Genomic DNA, 18,116 nt, shown 5'->3' with positions numbered 1-18,116 from the left:
TGTTCCATCACCTCCACACCGACCACAACATCCGAACAAAGCCTTGCCAACCGGCAGCGGCTTGACATAGGAGAAACCCATGACTGACGCGAACGTCGCCGGCTTCGAACCGCTGTACGACGAGGCAGGGCAGACCGGCGGACGGATTCCCTGGGACATCGGCGGCCCGCAGCCGGCGGTGCAGCAGTTGGTGGCCTACGGCGGGATCCGCGGCGAGGTGCTCGATCCGGGAACGGGCCCCGGCTATCACGCCATTCACTTTGCCGCGCACGGGTATTCGGCGACCGGAATCGACGATTCGCCGTCGGCCATCGAACGCGCCAAACGCAACGCCGAACGCGCGGGGGTCGAGGTCGATTTCCAGGTGGCCGACGCCACCCGACTGGAGGGGTTCGACGGCCGGTTCGACACGGTGGTGGACAGCGCCTTCTACCACGTGTTCCTCAACGACGGCGTCGTCCAGACGCGCTACGCGCAGGCGCTGCACCGGGCCACCAAGCCGGGGGCGCGGCTGTACATGTTCGAGTTCAGTCCGCACAACGTCAACGGCCTGCAGTGGACGGCGATACCCGCCGACAACTTCGAGCGGGTGTTCGGCGCCAACGGGTGGCGCATCGACTACCTGGGCGGCACCACCTACCAGGCCCGCTTCCTCAAGGAGACGTTCGACGCCATGAAGACGTTCGCGTCCGACCAGCAGGGCGAGATCCTGCAGCGGATGCGGCCGCTGGTGCACCGGCTCGGCGTCATCGACCCACTGCTGGAGGACCACCGGGTGCACCTGCCGGTGTGGTCCGTGGTGGCCACCCGCCTGGACTGACCGCGGCGACGCGGTCCGGCATGGCCAGCACTGGGCAACTGCGCCAAGGGTTGTCGCAGCGCCAGCTCAGCATGATCGCCCTCGGTGGGGTGATCGGCGCCGGCCTGTTCGTCGGGTCGGGCGTGGTGATCAAGGACACCGGCCCCGCGGCGTTCCTGGCCTACGCGCTGTGCGGGCTGCTGATCGTCCTGGTTATGCGGATGCTGGGCGAGATGGCGGCCGCGAACCCGTCGACCGGGTCGTTCGCCGACTACGCGGCCGAGGCCCTGGGCGGCTGGGCGGGGTTTTCGGTCGCCTGGCTGTACTGGTACTTCTGGGTGATCGTGGTCGGCTTCGAGGCGGTCGCCGGGGGCAAGGTCCTGGGCTACTGGTTCCACGCGCCGCTGTGGCTGCTGTCGCTGTGCCTGATGCTGTTGATGACCGCCACCAACCTGTTCTCGGTCACGTCCTTCGGCGAATTCGAATTCTGGTTCGCCGGAATCAAAGTCGCGACCATCGCGGCCTTCCTCGGGGTGGGTGCGGCGTTCGTCGTCGGCGTGGTGCCCGGTCACCGCGGTGGGCTGGCCAACCTCACCGCGCACGGCGGCTTCTTCCCCAAGGGCGTCGGGGCCGTCTTCGCCGCCATCGTGGTGGTGATCTTCTCCATGGTCGGCGCCGAGATCGTCACCGTGGCCGCCGCCGAAAGCCGGGACCCGCACCTCGCCGTTCAGAAGGCGACGAGGTCGGTGGTGACGCGGATCGGCGTCTTCTTCGTCGGTTCGGTCTTCCTGCTGGTGGTGATCCTGCCCTGGGACTCGGTGGAACTCGGCGCCTCGCCGTACGTGGCCGCGCTGCGCCACCTCGGGCTGCGCGGCGCCGACCAGGCGATGAACGCGGTGGTGCTCACCGCGGTGCTGTCCTGCCTGAACTCCGGGCTCTACACGGCGTCGCGCATGCTGTTCGTGCTCGCCGAGCGGGGCGAGGCCCCGACACGGTTGGTCAGCCTGAGCGGGCGCGGTGTTCCGCACGTCGCCATCCTGTGCTCGTCGGCGGTCGGCTTCGGCTGCGTCGTCATGGCGCGCGTCGCGCCCGACACCGTGTTCTTGTTCCTGCTCAACTCCTCGGGCGCGATCATCCTGTTCGTCTACTGGCTGATCGGCCTGTCGCAGATCGTCCTGCGCCGCCGCACCCCAGCCGAGAAACTGCGCGTGAAGATGTGGTTCTTCCCGGTGCTGTCGATCCTGACCCTCGCCGCGATCACCGCCGTGTTGGTGCAGATGGCCTTCGACCGCTCGGCGCGCAGCCAGCTCTGGCTCAGCCTGCTGTCGTGGGCGGTGGTGATCGGGCTGTACTTTGCGGCCCGCGCCCGCGGGCGGCATCCCGCGCGGCCCGCGGAGTGAGCCGCTCAGTCCGTCTTGGTCAGCAGCACCGCGTCCTCGAACGGCAGCCGCGCGAAAATCGGTCGCGCTCCAGCGCTGACGTGGTCTGCCGCCTCGGCCTTGGTGACGACCCTCGGGTCGGCGATGCCGAAGTCCTTGCCGTTGCGGCGCATCCGTCCCCCGCCCGCCGCGGTCAGGTTCTTCAGCCAGTCCCGGTCCGGGCCGTAGGTCAGCAGGATAGCCACGCCGGGTTTGCCGTCGACGTCCGCGCTGAACACATTCACCGGTGTGCGGTAGGGCTTGCCCGAGCGGCGGCCGACGTGTTCGACGATCGCGAACGGTGGCAGCCAGCCGGCCCACAGCCGCTGAACCGGGTTGGTGACGTGCCGGTTGAACCGGGCGAGCGCTTGTGGCATCTGCATACCGCCATCCAACTCGCCGCCGGCGCCCCGCATCAACCAAACTTTTCGCCGCGAACGGGTCTACTGTCTGAACATGGGCGACTCGCCGGGTAACGAGGCGGCCCAGCGCGCCGAGGAGTTGTTGCGCAGGGGCCGGGACCTCGCCGCGCGCAAGCCCATCACCCCCCAGGATGTCGAGCGCGCGACCGACCGCGCCGAGCACGCCGCCGCGCGTGACCTGGAGGCGCACCGCCGCGACCGGGACCGCCACTACGAAGCCCCCGCCGCGCACGAGCGGGCCGCCGAAATCCACGAGCTCGCCGTCGCCGAGGGCCTCGGGGACGTCGGCGCGCACCGGCTCGCGGCGGAGCGGGAACGCGAGGCCGCCCGCCGGAACTTCCTGGCCGCGCAGGAGGCCGACCCGGACGGCGACGCCTGACCGGTACTGCTACACCCTGTAGTTGAGCCGCCCGCGGAGGCTGGGACACTGGTTGTCATGGGAAGCACTGACCAGGCGACCGCGCACGCCGGGACGACGGCCGCGTCGGCCCGGCTGTTCTCCGATGCCTGCTCGGTCATCCCCGGCGGGGTGAACTCGCCGGTGCGGGCGTTCACCGCGGTGGGCGGCACCCCGCGCTTCATCACCGAGGCGCACGGGTGCCTGCTCACCGACGCCGACGGCAATCGCTACGTGGACCTGGTCTGCTCCTGGGGTCCGATGATCCTGGGGCACGCGCACCCCGCCGTCGTCGAGGCCGTCACCGAGACGGCGTCCCATGGCCTGTCGTTCGGCGCGCCGACGCCGTCGGAGAGCCGGCTGGCCGCCGAGATCATCGAGCGGGTGCAGCCCGTCGAACGGGTTCGGCTGGTCAACTCCGGCACCGAGGCCACGATGAGCGCGATCCGGCTGGCCCGCGGGTTCACCGGCAGGCCCAAGATCGTCAAGTTCTCCGGCTGCTACCACGGCCACGCCGACGCCCTGCTCGCCGACGCGGGCTCCGGGGTGGCGACGCTGGGCCTGCCGTCCTCGCCCGGGGTCACCGGCGCGGCGGCGGCCGACACGATTGTGTTGCCCTACAACGACGTCGACGCCGTGCGGCAGGCCTTCGCGGAGTTCGGCGACCAGATCGCCGCGGTGATCACCGAGGCCAGCCCGGGCAACATGGGCGTCGTCCCGCCCGCGGCCGGCTACAACGCCGCGCTGCGCGCGATCACCGCCGAGCACGGCGCGCTGCTGATCGTCGACGAGGTGATGACCGGCTTTCGGGTCAGCCGAAGCGGTTGGTACGGAATCGATCCCGTCGCCGCCGACCTGTTCACCTTCGGCAAGGTGATGAGCGGTGGGCTGCCCGCCGCCGCCTTCGGCGGGCGCGCCGAGGTGATGGAGCGGCTGGCCCCGCTGGGGCCGGTGTATCAGGCCGGCACGCTGTCGGGGAACCCGGTCGCGGTGGCCGCCGGCCTGGCGACGCTGCGCGCAGCCGACGCCGCGGTGTACGCCGCGCTGGACGCCAACGCCGACCGGCTGGCCGGGCTGATCGCCGAGGCGCTTACCGAAGCCGGTGTGGCGCATCAGCTTTCGCGGGCCGGCAACATGCTCAGCGTGTTCTTCGGCGACGCCGCGGTGACCGACTTCGCGTCCGCGCGGGCCAGCCAGACGTGGCGCTATCCGCCGTTCTTCCACGCCCTGCTGGACGCGGGCGTCTACCCGCCCTGCAGCGCCTTCGAGGCCTGGTTCGTCTCGGCGGCGCTGGACGACGCGGCGTTCGACCGGATCGCCGAAGCCCTGCCCGCCGCCGCCCGCGCGGCCGCCCAGAAGGACAAGCCCTGATGGCCGAGCAGACCCGCGTCCACGTGGTGCGCCACGGCGAGGTGTACAACCCCAGCGGCGTCCTCTATGGCCGGCTGCCCGGGTTTTACCTCTCCGACCGGGGCCGGGAGCAGGCGGCAGCGGTCGCCGACGCGCTGGCCGGCCGGGACATCGCCGCGGTGGTCGCCTCCCCGCTGCAGCGCGCCCAGGAAACCGCGGCGCCCATCGCCGCCAAGCACGGCGTGGCCGTGGACACCGACCACGACCTGATCGAGTCGGCCAACTTCTTCGAAGGCCGCCGCGTCGGCCCGGGCGACGGCGCCTGGCGCGACCCGCGGTTCTGGTGGCAGCTGCGCAACCCGTTCACCCCGTCCTGGGGCGAGCCCTACGCCGAGATCGCGGCGCGGATGACCACCGCGGTGGATAAGGCGCGCGCCCGCGGCACCGGCCGCGAGGTGGTGTGCGTCAGCCACCAGCTGCCGGTCTGGACCCTGCGGCTGCACCTGACCGGCCGCCGGCTGTGGCACGATCCGCGCCGCCGGGAGTGCGGCCTGTGCTCGATCACCACCCTGGTGTATGAGGGCGATCGGCTGGCCGGCGTCGAGTACGCCGAACCGGCGGGGCCGTAGTGATCTGGCGACTGGCGACGGCCGGGGTCGTGGTGACGACCCTGCTCGCGGGCTGCTCGTCCGGTCGCGACGCGGTGGCCCAGGGCGGCACCTTCGAGTTCGTCTCGCCCGGCGGCAAGACCGACATCTACTACAACCCGCCGTCCAGCCGCGGCCACCCCGGCCCGCTGTCCGGGCCCGACCTGGCGGACCCGGCCCACCCGTTGTCGCTGGACGATCCGATCTTCGCGGGCCGCGTCGTCGTCATCAACATCTGGGGGCAGTGGTGCGGGCCGTGCCGTGCCGAGGTCAGCCAGCTGCAGCAGGTGTACGACGCCACCCGCGACGCCGGGGTGTCCTTCCTGGGCATCGACGTGCGCGACGGCAACCGGCAGGCGGCGCTGGACTTCGTCAACGACCGCCACGTGACGTTCCCGTCCATCTACGACCCGGCGATGCGCACACTGATCGCGTTCGGCGGCAAGTACCCCACCACCGTGATCCCGTCCACGCTGGTCGTGGATCGGCAGCACCGGGTCGCCGCGGTGTTCCTGCGCGAACTGCTGGCGGCCGACCTGCAGCCCGTGGTGCAGAAGTTGGCGCAGGAAAAGTGACCGGCTTCACCCAGATCGCCGCCGCCGGGCCGCTCCTGGTGGCCCTCGGCGCGTGCCTGCTGGCGGGCCTGGTGTCGTTCGCCTCGCCGTGCGTGGTGCCGCTGGTGCCCGGCTACCTGTCCTACCTGGCCGCCGTCGTCGGCGTCGACGAACAGCCGCCGCCCGGCGCGATCAAGGCCCCGCCGTCGGCGCGGTGGCGGGTCGCGGGTTCGGCGGCGCTGTTCGTCGCCGGGTTCACCACGGTGTTCGTCCTGGGCACCGTCGCCGTCCTCGGCATGACGACCACGCTGATCACCAACCAGCTGTTGCTGCAGCGGGTCGGTGGCGTGCTGACGATCGTCATGGGGCTGGTGTTCGTCGGCCTCATCCCGGCCCTGCAGCGCCAGGCCCGGTTCAGCCCGCGGCAGCTGACCACCGTCGCCGGGGCGCCGCTGCTGGGCGCGGTCTTCGCGCTGGGCTGGACGCCGTGCCTGGGGCCGACGCTGGCCGGGGTGATCACCGTGGCCTCGGCCACCGACGGCGCGAGCGTGGCCCGCGGCATCGTCCTGGTGATCGCCTACTGCCTGGGGCTGGGCATCCCGTTCGTGCTGCTTGCCTTCGGTTCGGCGGGCGCCGTGGGGGCCCTGGGCTGGCTGCGGCGCCACACCCGGGCCATCCAGGTCTTCGGCGGCGCGTTGCTGATCGCGGTCGGCGCGCTGCTGGTCAGCGGGGCGTGGAACGACTTCGTCTCGTGGCTGCGCGACGCCTTCGTGTCCGACGTGAGGCTCCCGATTTGAGCGCCCAGACCGACGCGCGAGCAGACGCAGAATCGCACAGGGAGACCCGCCCCGGTGCGATTCTGCGTCTGCTCGCGGCCGTGGGTGCGCGGGGGCGCAACACCTGGCGCGCGTTGACCTCGATGGGCACCGCGCTGGTGCTGCTGTTCCTGCTCGCGCTGGGCGCGATACCCGGCGCGCTGCTGCCGCAGCGCAGCCTCAACGCGGGCAAGGTCGACGACTACCTGAAGGCGCACCCGCTCGTCGGGCCGTGGCTGGATCGGCTGCAGGCGTTCAACGTGTTCTCCAGCTTCTGGTTCACCGCCATCTACGTCCTGCTGTTCGTCTCGCTGGTCGGCTGCCTGACGCCGCGGATGATCGAGCACGCCCGCAGCCTGCGCGCCACCCCGGTGCCCGCGCCGCGCAATCTGGCCCGGCTGCCCAAGCACGCCAGCGCCCGCATCGACGCGGAGCCCGATCAACTCAACGCCCTCGCGAACAGGGTCACCGGCGTGCTGCGCGGCTGGCGCACGGCCATCCGGCACGAGGGCGAGGCCGTCGAGGTGTCCGCGGAGAAGGGCTACCTGCGCGAGTTCGGCAACATCGTCTTCCACTTCTCCCTGCTGGGGCTGCTGGTCGCGGTGGCCGTCGGCAAGCTGTTCGGCTACGAGGGCAACGTGATCGTGATCGCCGACTCCGGCCCGGGGTTCTGCTCGGCCTCGCCGGCCGCGTTCGACTCGTTCCGCGCCGGCAACACCGTCGACGGCACGTCGCTGACCCCGATCTGCATCCGCGTCAACGACTTCCAGGCGCACTACCTGCCGTCGGGGCAGGCCACCTCGTTCGCCGCCGACATCGACTACCAGGCCGGCCACGACCTGGCGGCCAACAGCTGGCGGCACTACCTGCTGGAGGTCAACCACCCGCTGCGCGTCGGCGGTGACCGGGTGTACCTGCAGGGCCACGGCTACGCGCCCACCTTCACCGTGACGTTCCCGGACGGGCAGACGCGCACGTCGACCGTGCAGTGGCGGCCCGACAACCCGCAGACGCTGCTGTCGTCGGGGGTGGCGCGCATCGACCCGCCCGCCGGCAGCTATCCCAACGCCGCCGAGCGCCGCCAGCACGAGATCGCGATCCAGGGCCTGCTGGCGCCGACCGAGCAACTCGACGGGACGCTGCTGTCGTCGCGCTTCCCGGCCCTGAACGCCCCCGCGGTGGCCGTCGACATCTACCGCGGCGACACCGGGCTGGACACCGGGCGACCGCAGTCGCTGTTCACCCTCGATCCGCGGCTGATCCAGCAGGGCCGGCTGACCAGGGAGAAGCGGGTCAACCTGCGCGCCGGGCAGGAAGTGCGGATCGAGGCGGGCCCGGCGGCCGGCACCGTCGTCCGCTTCGACGGCGCCGTGCCGTTCGTCAACCTGCAGGTCTCCCACGACCCCGGCCAGGCCTGGGTGCTGGTCTTCGCCATCACGATGATGGCCGGCCTGGTGGTATCGCTGCTGGTGCGCCGCCGCCGGGTGTGGGTCAGGCTCACCCCGGGCGCCGGTACCGTGAACGTCGAACTGGGCGGGCTGGCGCGCACCGACAACTCCGGGTGGGGCGACGAGTTCGAGCGGTTGACCGAGCGGATGTTGAATGGTCTGGGCGCGCCCGGTCCGGCGCACTCACCCAGGCCCCCCGCGTCCAGAAGGAGTTCTCAGGTGGACGTCAAATGAACACGCTGCACGTCAACATCGGCCTGGCGCGCTACTCCGACTGGGCGTTCACGTCGGCCGTCGTGGCGCTCGTCATCGCGCTTTTGCTGCTGGCCTTCGAGCTGGCCTACGCCGGTGGCCGGCGCGTCGACCGGCGCGAGCGCGTCCTCGCCGGGGCCGTCGCCCCGGACGGCGTCACCCCCGGCATCGTCGAGGACGTCCCCCAGCGGCCGCTGGATGAGCGGGTGGGGCGGGCCGGGCTGGCCGTCGTCTACCTCGGCATCGGGTTGCTGCTCGCCTGCATCGTGCTGCGCGGCCTGGCCACCCTGCGGGCGCCGTGGGGCAACATGTACGAGTTCATCAACCTGACCTGCATGTGCGGGCTGCTCGCCGGCGCCCTCGTGCTGCGCCGCCCGCAATACCGCCCGCTGTGGGTTTTCCTGCTGGTGCCGGTGCTGATCCTGCTCACGGTGTCCGGGCGATGGCTCTACACCAACGCCGCGCCGGTGATGCCCGCGCTGCAGTCCTACTGGCTGCCCATCCACGTGTCGGTGGTCAGCCTGGGCTCCGGGGTGTTCATGGTGGCCGGCATCGCCAGCATCCTGTTCTTGCTGCGCACCTCGCGTCTGGGCGAACCGGACGCCGACGGGGCGCTGGCCCGGATGGTGCGGCGGTTCCCCGACGCGCAGACCCTGGACCGCGTCGCGTACCGGACCACGATCTTCGCCTTCCCGGTGTTCGGTTTCGGGGTGATCTTCGGCGCGATCTGGGCGGAGGAGGCGTGGGGCCGGTATTGGGGCTGGGACCCCAAGGAGACCGTGTCCTTCGTCGCCTGGGTGATCTACGCGGCCTACCTGCACGCCAGGTCGACGGCGGGCTGGCGGGACAGGAAAGCGGCCTGGATCAACGTCGCGGGCTTCGTGGCGATGGTCTTCAATCTGTTCTTCGTTAATCTGGTGACCGTGGGCCTGCATTCGTATGCGGGCGTGGGGTGACCGCCAGCGACCGACCCGAGTAACGCAACAAGGGGGAGTGCACGTGTCCGACCATCCGACGACGGGCGTGGGGGCGCCCGATCAGCCGACCACGCAATTGCCACCGCAGGGGCCGTCCGCCTCGCCTGACCAGCCGGAATCGGACGGCGGCGACGCGCCGACCCGTGCGTTCGCCGGCTTCCGGACCGAGCGGCGGCCGCCGGGTCCGCGCGAGGCGGCGCCGCCCACCGCCCCGAGGCCGACGGGGACGCCGCCGTGGGACGCCACCCCGGTCACCGGTATCGCGCGGATCGACCCGACCGCCTACGGGGCCTACTACGCCGGCCCGGCCGACGCGCCGCCCACGCCGACCCCGGCGCGGCCCGAGTCCCTGCCGCATACCCCGTACCCGGAGCTGTCCACCGGCATGCTGCTGCGGCCCGTCAAGCCGCCGCCGTCGGAGGGCTGGCGCCGGCTGCTCTACGAACTGTCCGGTCACCTGATCAACCTCGGCGAGAGCCCCCGGGCGGCCCGCTACAACAACCTGGTGGCGCAGGTGAACCGGCCGTTGCGCGGGTGCTACCGGATCGCGCTGCTGTCGTTGAAGGGCGGCGTCGGCAAGACGACCATCGCCGCGACGATGGGCGCCACCTTCGCCTCCATCCGCGGCGACCGGGTGGTGGCGGTCGACGCCAACCCCGACCGCGGCACCCTGAGCCAGAAGATTCCGCTGGAGACGTCGGCGACGGTGCGCCAGTTGCTGCACGACGCCGGCAGCATCGAGCGCTACAGCGACGTCCGGCGCTACACCTCGAAGGGCCCGAGCGGCCTGGAAGTGCTGGCCTCCGAGAGCGACCCGGCCGTGTCGGAGGCGTTCGGCGCGGACGACTACACGCGGGTGCTGGACGTGCTGGAGCGGTTCTACGGCCTGGTGCTCACCGACTGCGGGCCGGGTCTGCTGCATTCGGTGATGTCCTCGGTGCTGGAGAAGGCCGACGTTCTCGTCGTGGTCAGCTCCGGTTCGATCGACGGCGCGCGCAGCGCGTCGGCGACGCTGGACTGGTTGGACGCGCACGGCCACGAGGAGATGGTCCGCAACTCGATCGCGGTCATCAACGGGGTTCGGCCACGGACGGGCAAGGTCGACATGAACAAGGTGGTCGACCACTTCTCCCGCCGCTGCCGCGCGGTTCAGGTGGTGCCGTTCGACCCGCACCTGGAAGAGGGCGCCGAGATCGAATTGGACCGGCTGAGGCGGTCGACCCGCGAGGCGCTCACCGAGCTGGCGGCCATTGTGGCCGACGGATTCCCGGGCGACCAGCGCAACCGCGCGTAGCAAGGGGGCTCAGCGGGGGTTGTTGTCCCCGTGACCTAGCCGCCGCAGGAAATCCGGATCGTCGTCGGGTCCGATAACGCGCGTCTTCGTGCGCTGCGTTTGCGACCGCGCGGTACGCCAGCCAACGTAGATCAGCGTCCCCAAAATCAGGACGAGCAGCAGGTAGAGCACTCAACACCTCCTTGGTCGAATATACCCGCGTCGTAGGCTTTCCCCTGTGTCAGAAGGAGCCAGCGACAACAGCACCCGCGAGGGCCCGGAGGAGGGCCGGGCGCGGGCGGCCGGTCGTCGCGCCGTCGTCGACGTCCTGCTCTACGCCGCGGCGCGACTGCTGCTGGCGGCCGTGCTCACCGCCGCGATCTACGGCGTGGGGCGCCTGATGGGCGTCAGCCAGTTCCCGATCGTGGTCGCCGCGTTGTTCGCTCTGATCATCGCGATGCCCCTGGGCATCTGGCTGTTCGGTCCGCTGCGCCGGCGCGCCACCGCGTCACTGGCGATCGCCGGTGAGCGCCGGCGCCGGGAGCGCGAACAGTTGCGGGCGCGGTTGCACGGCGAGACGCCCGACGAGGAAAGCGACGCGGCGCCTTAGCGACGTGGCGCCTTAGAACTGCGGCATCCGCACGACCTGCGCGGCGTAGCTCAGCCCCGCGCCGTAGCCGATCAGCAGGGCCAGATCGCCCGGCTTGGCCGCCCCGGTGGCCAGCAGCTCGGCCATCGCCAGGGGGATGGACGCCGCCGAGGTGTTCCCGGTGTGCTCGATGTCGTTGGCGGTGACGGCGTCGGGCCGCAACTCCAGGCTCTTGGCCAGGACCTCGTTGATGCGGCTGTTGGCCTGGTGCGGGACGAACACGTCGATCTCGTCGGGCCGGATGCCCGCGGCGTCCATTGCCTGCCTGCCGACCTTGCCCATCTCGAACGCCGCCCAGCGGAACACCGCGCTGCCCTCCAGCCGCAGGAACGGGCGGGGACCCGTCGGGCTGTCCATGTAGTCGATCCAGTCGATGTCCTGGCGTATCGCCAGGGCCTGTTCGCCGTCGCTGCCCCAGACGGTCGGGCCGATGCCCTGGTCGGGCGTCTCGCCCACCACCACCCCCGCCGCGCCGTCGGCGAAGATGAAGCAGTTGGTGCGGTCCTGCATGTCCACGGTGGGTGACAACTTCTCCGAACCGAGGACCAGCACCTTGGCGGCGGTGCCGCCGCGGATCATGTCGGCGGCGACGCCGAGCGCGTAGCCGAATCCTGCGCACCCCGCCGAGACGTCGAACGCGGGGACACCGGTGGCGCCCAGCGCCGCGGCGACCGCCGGAGCGCAGGCCGGGGTCTGCAGGAAATGGGTGCTGGTCGCGACGATCACGCAGTCGACGTCTGAAGGCGCCAGCCCGGCGTTCGCGATCGCCGCTCGCCCGGCCTCGGTGGCCATGGAGGCGGCGGACTCGTCGCGGGCGGCGAACCGGCGGGTCTTGATCCCGGTCCTGGAGAAGATCCACTCGTCGGAGGACTCGATGTTCTCGCAGATCTCGTCGTTGGTGACCACCCGCTCGGGGCGGTACGCCCCGACACTGAGCAATCCGATGTTCTTCGGCCCACTGGTCGCGGCGATCTGCTTCACTGCTGTCCCCGATCGGGTGCTCGTGTGGACGGCCATCGGTGTCGACGCCGGTCCCTCATTGTTATCGAATCCGGTGGCGCTATCGCACGCGAGTGGGAAATTGGGCGGCGGCGCGCCGGCGGTCAGCGGGCCAGCGCCAGCGCCGCCGCCACCGCGATCGCCCACGCGACCATGGCCAGGCCGGTATCGCGCAGCACGGGAATCAGCTCCGGGCCGCCGCGCCCGGTGCGTACGGGTCCCGCGGCGCGCAGCGCCAGCGGCGTGGCCACCAGCCCCGCGGCGCACCACGGCGTGGCCGCCATCAGGGCCAGGGTCAGCAGCCCGGCGGTGCCCAGCAGCGCCTGGTACAGCACGCGGGTGCGGCCATCGCCCAGCCGCACCGCCAGGGTGACCTTGCCCGACCGCGCGTCGGTCGGGATGTCGCGCAAGTTGTTGGCCACCAGCACCGACGACGACAGCGCCCCGATGGACACCGCCAGCGCCAGGCCCACCCAGTCCACCCGCAACGCCTGGGTGTACTCGGTGCCCAGCACGGCCACCAGGCCGAAGAACACGAACACCGCGATCTCGCCGAAACCCGCGTAGCCGTAGGGTTTCGAGCCGCCCGTGTACAGCCACGCCCCGGCGATGCACACCGCGCCCACCGCGATCAGCCACGGCGCGCTGACGAGGGCGAGCACCAGGCCGGCCGCCGCCCCGATCGTCAGGCTCGCCACCGCGGCGGCCAGCACCGCCCGCGGGGTGGCCAGCCGCGAACCCACCAGGCGGACCGGGCCGGCCCGTTCGTCGTCGGTGCCGCGAATGCCGTCGGAGTAGTCGTTGGCGTAGTTGACGCCGACGGTCAGCGCGACCGCGACCGCCAGCGCGAGCAGCGCCTTCCACCACACCGCGGATCCCAGCCACGCCGCCGCGCCGGTGCCCGCCACCACCGGCGCCACCGCGTTGGGGAGCGTCCGCGGCCGCGCACCGGAGATCCACTGCCCGAAGTTGGCCACGGGGACATCCTGCCAGCACGCCGTCGCGCGCCCGCGCCCGTGATGCGGCGACGGCCATGCACCACAATGGGCGGATGCTCGGAGTCATCGGCGGCAGCGGCTTTTACACGTTCTTCGAGTCCGACACCCGCGCCGTGGACGTCGACACCCCGTACGGCCCGCCCAGCGCCCCGGTGACGATCGGCGCCGTCGGGGGGCACGAGGTCGCGTTTTTGCCCCGGCACGGGGCCGGCCATCAGTTCTCGGCGCACACCGTGCCGTACCGGGCCAACATGTGGGCGCTGCGCAAGCTCGGGGTGCGACGGATCTTCGGCCCCTGCGCGGTCGGCAGCCTCCGGCCCGAACACGGGCCGGGCGCCGTCGTGGTGCCCGACCAGCTGGTGGATCGCACCAGCGGCCGCCCCGACACGTACTTCGATTCCGGCGGCATCCACGTCGACTTCGCCGACCCGTACTGCCCGACCCTGCGCGCGGCCGTCGCCGGGCTGCCCCGCGTGGTCGACGGCGGCACCATGGTGGTGATCCAGGGGCCGCGGTTTTCCACCCGCGCGGAAAGCCGGTGGTTCGCCTCCGCCGGGTTCTCGTTGGTCAACATGACCGGCTACCCGGAGGCGGTGCTCGCCCGGGAACTCGAAATGTGTTATGCCACAATCGCTTTGGTCACCGACCTGGATGCCGGCGTGACGGCCGGCGAAGGCGTGACCACCGTCGAGGTGTTCGCCGAATTCGAGAAGAACATCGGGGGCTTCAAGGAACTGGTGCGCGAGGCGATCGGGCGCGTGGCCAGCGAACGCAATTGCACGCACTGCCTGCCGCACACCGGCGTGACGCTGCCCGTCGAGCTGCCATGAGGGTGCTGCTCACCGGCGCGGCCGGTTTCATCGGCACGCGGGTGGCCGCGGCGCTGCGGGCGGCGGGCCACGACGTCATCGGCGTCGACGTGTTGCTGCCGGCGGCGCACGGCCCGAATCCGGTGCTGCCGCGGGGATGTCACCGCATCGACGTCCGTGACGCCGACGCCCTGGCGCCCCTGCTGGACGGGGTGGACGTGGTCTGTCATCAGGCGGCGATGGTCGGGGCGGGCGTGGACGCCGCCGACGCCCCGGACTACGGGGGCCACAACGATTTCGCCACCACGGTGCTGCTGGCGCAGATGTTCGCCGCCGGGGTGCGGCGCCTGGTGCTGGCGTCGTCGATGGTGGTGTACGGCCAGGGCCGTTACCGCTGCGGGCGGCACGGGGACGTCGACCCGGTGCCGCGGCGGCGCGCCGACCTCGACGCCGGGACCTTCGAGCACCGCTGCCCGCTCGGTGACGAGGAGCTGCAGTGGCGCCTCGTCGACGAGGACGCCGCGCTGCGGCCGCGCAGCCTGTACGCCGCCAGCAAGACCGCGCAGGAGCACTACGCGCTGGCGTGGGCGGAGGCCGACGGCGGCTCGGTGGTGGCGCTGCGCTACCACAACGTCTACGGCCCCGGCATGCCGCGCGACACCCCGTATTCCGGGGTGGCGGCGATCTTCCGGTCGTCGCTCGAAAGGGGCGAGCCGCCAAGGGTTTTCGAGGACGGCGGCCAGATGCGCGACTTCGTCCACGTCGACGACGTGGCGGGCGCCAACCTGGCGGCCGTCACCTCGACGCTCGACGGGTTCACCGCGGTCAACGTCTGTTCGGGGCGGCCGATCTCGATCCTGCAGGTGGCCGGCGCGCTGTGCGACGCGCGCGGCGGTTCGCTCTCGCCGGTGGTCACCGGCCAGTACCGCAGCGGCGACGTGCGCCACATCGTCGCCGACCCGTCGCGGGCGGCCGAGGTGCTGGGCTTCCGCGCGGCCGTCGACCCTCAGGACGGCCTGCGCGAGTTCGCGTTCGCGCCGCTGCGCTGATCGGCTTACGCCTGCGGCGGCCGGTAGATCTTCGGCCTGTGCACCGGGATCTGTCGCGTGTCGGAGTCGTCGCCGCGGAAGAGCCGCGGACCGGTGGTGATCCGGGTGGTCGCCGCGGCCGACGGCGGGCCGGCGTGACCCACCGGGACGCGCGCCCTGGGGCCGGCGGGGGCGTCGCGCGCCGGGACGGCCGGCTTGCCGACGGCGCGGCGGCGGCGCAGCCGCCGGCCGCGCAGCTGCCCGGCCACGACGGCGGCGCCCAGGATGCACAACGCCAAACCGCACAGCGTCACGTCGAAGGTGCTGGTGATCTGCTGGGCGAGGTCGTTGCCGTAAACCGGGTGCTGCGCGGGGGAATTGGGAGAGTCCGCGAACCGCGGCGCCAGCACCACGCCCACGACGACGCGGGCGACGCTCAGCGTGGCGACGAGCCCGCACACCGTCGAGATCACCCGCGGGGAGCGGGCCGCGTGGCCCAGGTTGACCCGCAACCAGATCGCCAGGAGGGCCGTGGCCAGATCGAACGCGGCCAGCACCACGCTGTCGTACCGAGAGAACGGGTAGTTCAGGCTGACGGCGACGAACAGGTCCGTCATCCGCATCAGCATCGAACCCACACCCCACACCGCGATGAGCAGCAAGCCGTTTCGGGCCGCCACCCGCCAGGCGCTCTCCTCCGCGCCGGTGGTGTTGCGGTGGCCGAACAGGGTGCTCGGCGCGACCATCGCCGCGGCCGCCGCCCACGCCAGGTAGCCCTCGAACCCCACCCCGGCGGTCGACGTGTTCTGCGCGATGCCGTGGAACGCGTCGATGTCGCGCCCCACAGGCAGGATCCACACTCCGATTCCGGCGGCCAACGCCGACGCGCCGAGCGCGACGGTGGCCAGCCGGGCGGCCCGGGTGCCGCGCAGCAGCCACCGGCCGGCGACCAGCACGGCGACCAACGCCACCGCCCCGTACACCACCGCCGTCACGATCACGGCGACGTTTTGTTTGCCGAATTCGGCGGCGCCGCCGGCGTTTTGCAGCGCGTAGCGCACCCGCCAGTACAGGTTGAACCCGAAGCTCAGCACGGCCAGCGCCATCGACGCGAGGCCGACGAGCCGGGCGGACCTCAGCCAGCCCGTGTGCGCGTCGCCTTCGGGAACGGGCCCCGAGCGTGCGCCGACGGCCACCGCTTGCGCGCTCAGCATGCAGCCGGCGATCCCCACCCACGCGCCGGGCCCCACCCCGCCCGGCACGTTCACCGTGCCACCGAACCGGACGGTTTCGACCGCGTCGAACCCGATGAAGGCCAGCACCAGCAGCGCGTACGGGAGGTTGAGCCAGAGCCGAACCCGGCCCGCCGTCGCGGGGTTGAACCGCGCGCCGCCCGACCTCCGGGAGCCGGCCACCGCGACGGCGACCACAGACAGCGCGGTGACCGCGATCAGCACCGCGAACAGGGCCGGTCTGCTGCCGGGGATCCCGACGCCGAAGTACAGATTCCACGGCAGGAACACCGCGACGACGAGCAGCGCGACGGCGGTCAGGTCGGCGGCGAAGTGCCGGCGCCGCGCCGAATCCGCCGCCGCGGGCGGGGCGCCCGGGGCCGGCCGGATGATGCGGGTGGTTTGCTGCGCCTGCCCGGGATCGATGGGGCCGGTAGGCGTGTCGTCACTGCTCTGGCTCACCATGCCCCCCGAATGTCACGCGGCGGGTGGATACCCGGCCGAGGCGGCCGCACTGCTCGCTTGCGAACATATTCTCCGTTCGGACGCCGTGGCAGAATCCCCGGCGAACGTCCTGTCGTTCGAGAAGCTGGTTACGCTGCGGTGTAGGCAAACCTTGTCGCCCGAATAACGGATACTGCCAACGGTATCGCAAGTGTAATGATGCCGGGACATTGCTGGTCGTGGGGTGGCCAGCCGAAGGAGAACCGGGATGGACGTCGTGTTGGGGGTCGCGGTCACGGGCCCGGTCGCCCGCTTGGCGCTGGTCGGGCCGGGCGCCCGCGGGGCCGACGTGATCGACCAGTCCGTCGTCGACCTTCAGGACGACCCGGTCGGGAAGCTCACCGAAACGGTCGTCGGGACCAACCGGTTGCTGGCCGACGAGAACCACCGGCTGGTCGGCACCCGTGTGTGCTGGAGCGACGATCCGCGGGCCGGGCAGCTGCGACAGGCGCTGGAGAATTCCGGGGTTTCGAATGTCGCGGTGCTCCCGGAGTCGCAGGCGGTCGCCGCCCTGATGCGCGCGGCCGGCCGGCCCGGCGCCGCGCTGGTGATGGACGACGCGACGGCGACGCTGTCGGTGCCCGGTTCGGCCGACGACCAGAACGCGCCGCCGACGGTGCTGGCCCGGGAGCCACTGCCCGAAGGAGACGCGACCGCGACGTTCAACACGCTGATGGCCCAGCTCAGCGCGCAGCCGGACGCCCCGGGCGACGTGTACCTGGTGGGCGCCTCTCCCGAGCTCGCCCAGGTCGCCGACCAGCTCCGCGAGACGTCGACCATGCGGGTCCAGGTCGCCGACGACCCCGCCTTCGCGGTCGCCCGCGGCGCGGCGATCGCCGCCGCACCGGCGGCCGGGGATGCGACGGCGCTGGCGCCGGCCGTGGGGCTCACGGGTGACGAGACCGCGATGGCCCCGGTCGGGGTCACCGGTGACGAGACGACGGTCGTGCCGCCGCCCGGCGCGGAGGAGCCGCAGCTGGCGTACTCGATGACCGACGATGCCGAGCCGTTCGCGGGCGGTGAGTACGGGCCCGAGTTCGACGAATACGACGACGTCGACGGGACCGAGGTCATCCCGTCGCGGCTCAGCCGCCGGTCCTTGGTGGTCGGCAACGCCGTGATCGCCTTCGCGGTCATCGGATTCGCGTCGCTGGCCGCCGCGATCGCCATCGCCGTCCGCCCCACCGCGAGTCAGCAGCCCGTGGTGGGGCACCAGAACGCCGCTCCCGGCAAGTTCATGCCGCTGTTGCCGACGCAGCAGCAGGCCCCCGTGCCCCCGCCGCCGGTCGACCAGCCCAACGCGGGATTCCAGGGCGGCACGGTCCCGGCCCCCGCCGCCATTCCGCAGGTGCCGCCCGCCGGGGGAGGCGCCGCCCCCGTGCCCGCCGCGCCGGTCGAACCGGGCGCCCCCGGCCTCGCACCCAACCCGAATCCCGGTGTACCCGTTCCCATTCCGGTCATCGTTCCGTTCCCGGGCTGGCAGCCGGGCTACCCGCAGCCGCCGTACAGCCCGCCGTACACGCCGCCGTCCACGACGACCATCAC

19 protein-coding genes are annotated in these 18,116 nt (G+C 72.0%); 14 read left to right on the top strand and 5 right to left on the bottom strand.

Features of this window, described 5'->3' with window-relative positions; all coding sequences use genetic code 11:
- Positions 1 to 79 precede the first annotated feature (79 nt).
- On the top strand, positions 80 to 820 hold the full coding sequence (locus tag BST44_RS26865) for a class I SAM-dependent methyltransferase (RefSeq protein WP_142274714.1): 741 nt from the start codon (positions 80 to 82) through the stop codon (positions 818 to 820).
- A 20-nt stretch (positions 821 to 840) separates the two neighbouring features.
- Entirely contained in the window at positions 841 to 2,199 is a 1,359-nt protein-coding gene (locus tag BST44_RS26860) for an amino acid permease (protein WP_083179898.1), read from the top strand.
- Between the two features lie 5 nt (positions 2,200 to 2,204).
- On the opposite strand, the gene BST44_RS26855 is transcribed toward BST44_RS26860, so the two are convergent.
- Positions 2,205 to 2,600 carry a nitroreductase family deazaflavin-dependent oxidoreductase gene (locus BST44_RS26855; RefSeq protein WP_083179897.1) on the bottom strand — a complete coding sequence of 132 codons (396 nt, stop codon included), beginning with the start codon at positions 2,598 to 2,600 and terminating at the stop codon, positions 2,205 to 2,207.
- 73 nt (positions 2,601 to 2,673) lie between these two features.
- Here BST44_RS26855 and BST44_RS26850 point away from each other — a divergent pair, with 73 nt between their 5' ends.
- The 8 genes from BST44_RS26850 (at position 2,674) to BST44_RS26815 (ending at position 10,373) form a co-directional block, all read left to right on the top strand.
- On the top strand, positions 2,674 to 3,018 hold the full coding sequence (locus BST44_RS26850; RefSeq protein WP_083179896.1) for a hypothetical protein: 345 nt from the start codon (positions 2,674 to 2,676) through the stop codon (positions 3,016 to 3,018).
- 57 nt (positions 3,019 to 3,075) lie between these two features.
- Positions 3,076 to 4,407 carry a glutamate-1-semialdehyde 2,1-aminomutase gene (gene hemL / locus BST44_RS26845; RefSeq protein ID WP_083179895.1) on the top strand — a complete coding sequence of 444 codons (1,332 nt, stop codon included), beginning with the start codon at positions 3,076 to 3,078 and terminating at the stop codon, positions 4,405 to 4,407.
- Positions 4,407 to 5,015: a histidine phosphatase family protein gene (locus BST44_RS26840; RefSeq protein ID WP_083179894.1), complete on the top strand. Its 609-nt coding sequence runs from the start codon at positions 4,407 to 4,409 to the stop codon at positions 5,013 to 5,015. Before hemL ends, BST44_RS26840 begins: the two co-directional genes overlap by 1 nt.
- Positions 5,016 to 5,017: 2 nt before the next feature.
- On the top strand, positions 5,018 to 5,608 hold the full coding sequence (locus BST44_RS26835; RefSeq protein ID WP_083179901.1) for a TlpA disulfide reductase family protein: 591 nt from the start codon (positions 5,018 to 5,020) through the stop codon (positions 5,606 to 5,608).
- Positions 5,605 to 6,384, top strand: coding sequence for a cytochrome c biogenesis CcdA family protein (locus BST44_RS26830; RefSeq protein WP_083179893.1), 780 nt, complete (start codon positions 5,605 to 5,607; stop codon positions 6,382 to 6,384). The genes BST44_RS26835 and BST44_RS26830 overlap by 4 nt, the downstream gene beginning before the upstream one ends.
- A gap of 122 nt (positions 6,385 to 6,506) precedes the next feature.
- The gene (locus tag BST44_RS26825) at positions 6,507 to 8,084 is read left to right on the top strand and encodes a cytochrome c biogenesis protein ResB (protein WP_083179892.1); all 1,578 of its coding nucleotides are present in this window, start codon (positions 6,507 to 6,509) and stop codon (positions 8,082 to 8,084) included.
- A complete protein-coding gene (ccsB, locus tag BST44_RS26820) occupies positions 8,081 to 9,058 on the top strand; it encodes a c-type cytochrome biogenesis protein CcsB (protein WP_083179891.1) in 978 nt (325 codons plus the stop codon). Before BST44_RS26825 ends, ccsB begins: the two co-directional genes overlap by 4 nt.
- Before the next feature lie 37 nt (positions 9,059 to 9,095).
- Positions 9,096 to 10,373, top strand: coding sequence for a MinD/ParA family ATP-binding protein (locus BST44_RS26815; RefSeq protein ID WP_142274713.1), 1,278 nt, complete (start codon positions 9,096 to 9,098; stop codon positions 10,371 to 10,373).
- A 9-nt stretch (positions 10,374 to 10,382) separates the two neighbouring features.
- Here BST44_RS26815 and BST44_RS29860 read toward each other — a convergent pair whose 3' ends face one another.
- The gene (locus BST44_RS29860; RefSeq protein WP_142274712.1) at positions 10,383 to 10,544 is read right to left on the bottom strand and encodes a hypothetical protein; all 162 of its coding nucleotides are present in this window, start codon (positions 10,542 to 10,544) and stop codon (positions 10,383 to 10,385) included.
- A 46-nt stretch (positions 10,545 to 10,590) separates the two neighbouring features.
- Between BST44_RS29860 and BST44_RS26810 the strand changes: the two genes are divergently transcribed.
- Positions 10,591 to 10,962, top strand: coding sequence for a DUF4229 domain-containing protein (locus BST44_RS26810; protein ID WP_083179890.1), 372 nt, complete (start codon positions 10,591 to 10,593; stop codon positions 10,960 to 10,962).
- Positions 10,963 to 10,974: 12 nt separating this feature from the next.
- Here the strand turns inward: BST44_RS26810 and fabH are convergent, their stop codons facing one another.
- Entirely contained in the window at positions 10,975 to 11,982 is a 1,008-nt protein-coding gene (fabH, locus tag BST44_RS26805) for a beta-ketoacyl-ACP synthase III (protein ID WP_083179899.1), read from the bottom strand.
- A gap of 122 nt (positions 11,983 to 12,104) precedes the next feature.
- Positions 12,105 to 12,977, bottom strand: a complete 873-nt coding sequence (locus BST44_RS26800; RefSeq protein ID WP_083179889.1) for a 1,4-dihydroxy-2-naphthoate polyprenyltransferase — start codon at positions 12,975 to 12,977, stop codon at positions 12,105 to 12,107.
- Positions 12,978 to 13,051: 74 nt separating this feature from the next.
- Here BST44_RS26800 and BST44_RS26795 point away from each other — a divergent pair, with 74 nt between their 5' ends.
- Together BST44_RS26795 and BST44_RS26790 are read left to right on the top strand one after the other, a co-directional pair.
- On the top strand, positions 13,052 to 13,828 hold the full coding sequence (locus BST44_RS26795; protein ID WP_244184957.1) for an S-methyl-5'-thioadenosine phosphorylase: 777 nt from the start codon (positions 13,052 to 13,054) through the stop codon (positions 13,826 to 13,828).
- Positions 13,825 to 14,856 carry an NAD-dependent epimerase/dehydratase family protein gene (locus tag BST44_RS26790; protein WP_083179887.1) on the top strand — a complete coding sequence of 344 codons (1,032 nt, stop codon included), beginning with the start codon at positions 13,825 to 13,827 and terminating at the stop codon, positions 14,854 to 14,856. The genes BST44_RS26795 and BST44_RS26790 overlap by 4 nt, the downstream gene beginning before the upstream one ends.
- A gap of 5 nt (positions 14,857 to 14,861) precedes the next feature.
- On the opposite strand, the gene BST44_RS26785 is transcribed toward BST44_RS26790, so the two are convergent.
- The gene (locus BST44_RS26785; RefSeq protein ID WP_083179886.1) at positions 14,862 to 16,532 is read right to left on the bottom strand and encodes a DUF7937 domain-containing protein; all 1,671 of its coding nucleotides are present in this window, start codon (positions 16,530 to 16,532) and stop codon (positions 14,862 to 14,864) included.
- 247 nt (positions 16,533 to 16,779) lie between these two features.
- Between BST44_RS26785 and BST44_RS26780 the strand changes: the two genes are divergently transcribed.
- Positions 16,780 to 18,116 (top strand): DUF7159 family protein (locus tag BST44_RS26780; protein ID WP_142274711.1); only part of this gene is annotated, 1,337 nt, incomplete at its 3' end.

It is taken from the genome of Mycobacterium scrofulaceum (assembly GCF_002086735.1).
GTDB classification, from domain to species: domain Bacteria; phylum Actinomycetota; class Actinomycetes; order Mycobacteriales; family Mycobacteriaceae; genus Mycobacterium; species Mycobacterium scrofulaceum.
This window is presented reverse-complemented; position numbering and strand designations above follow the sequence as displayed.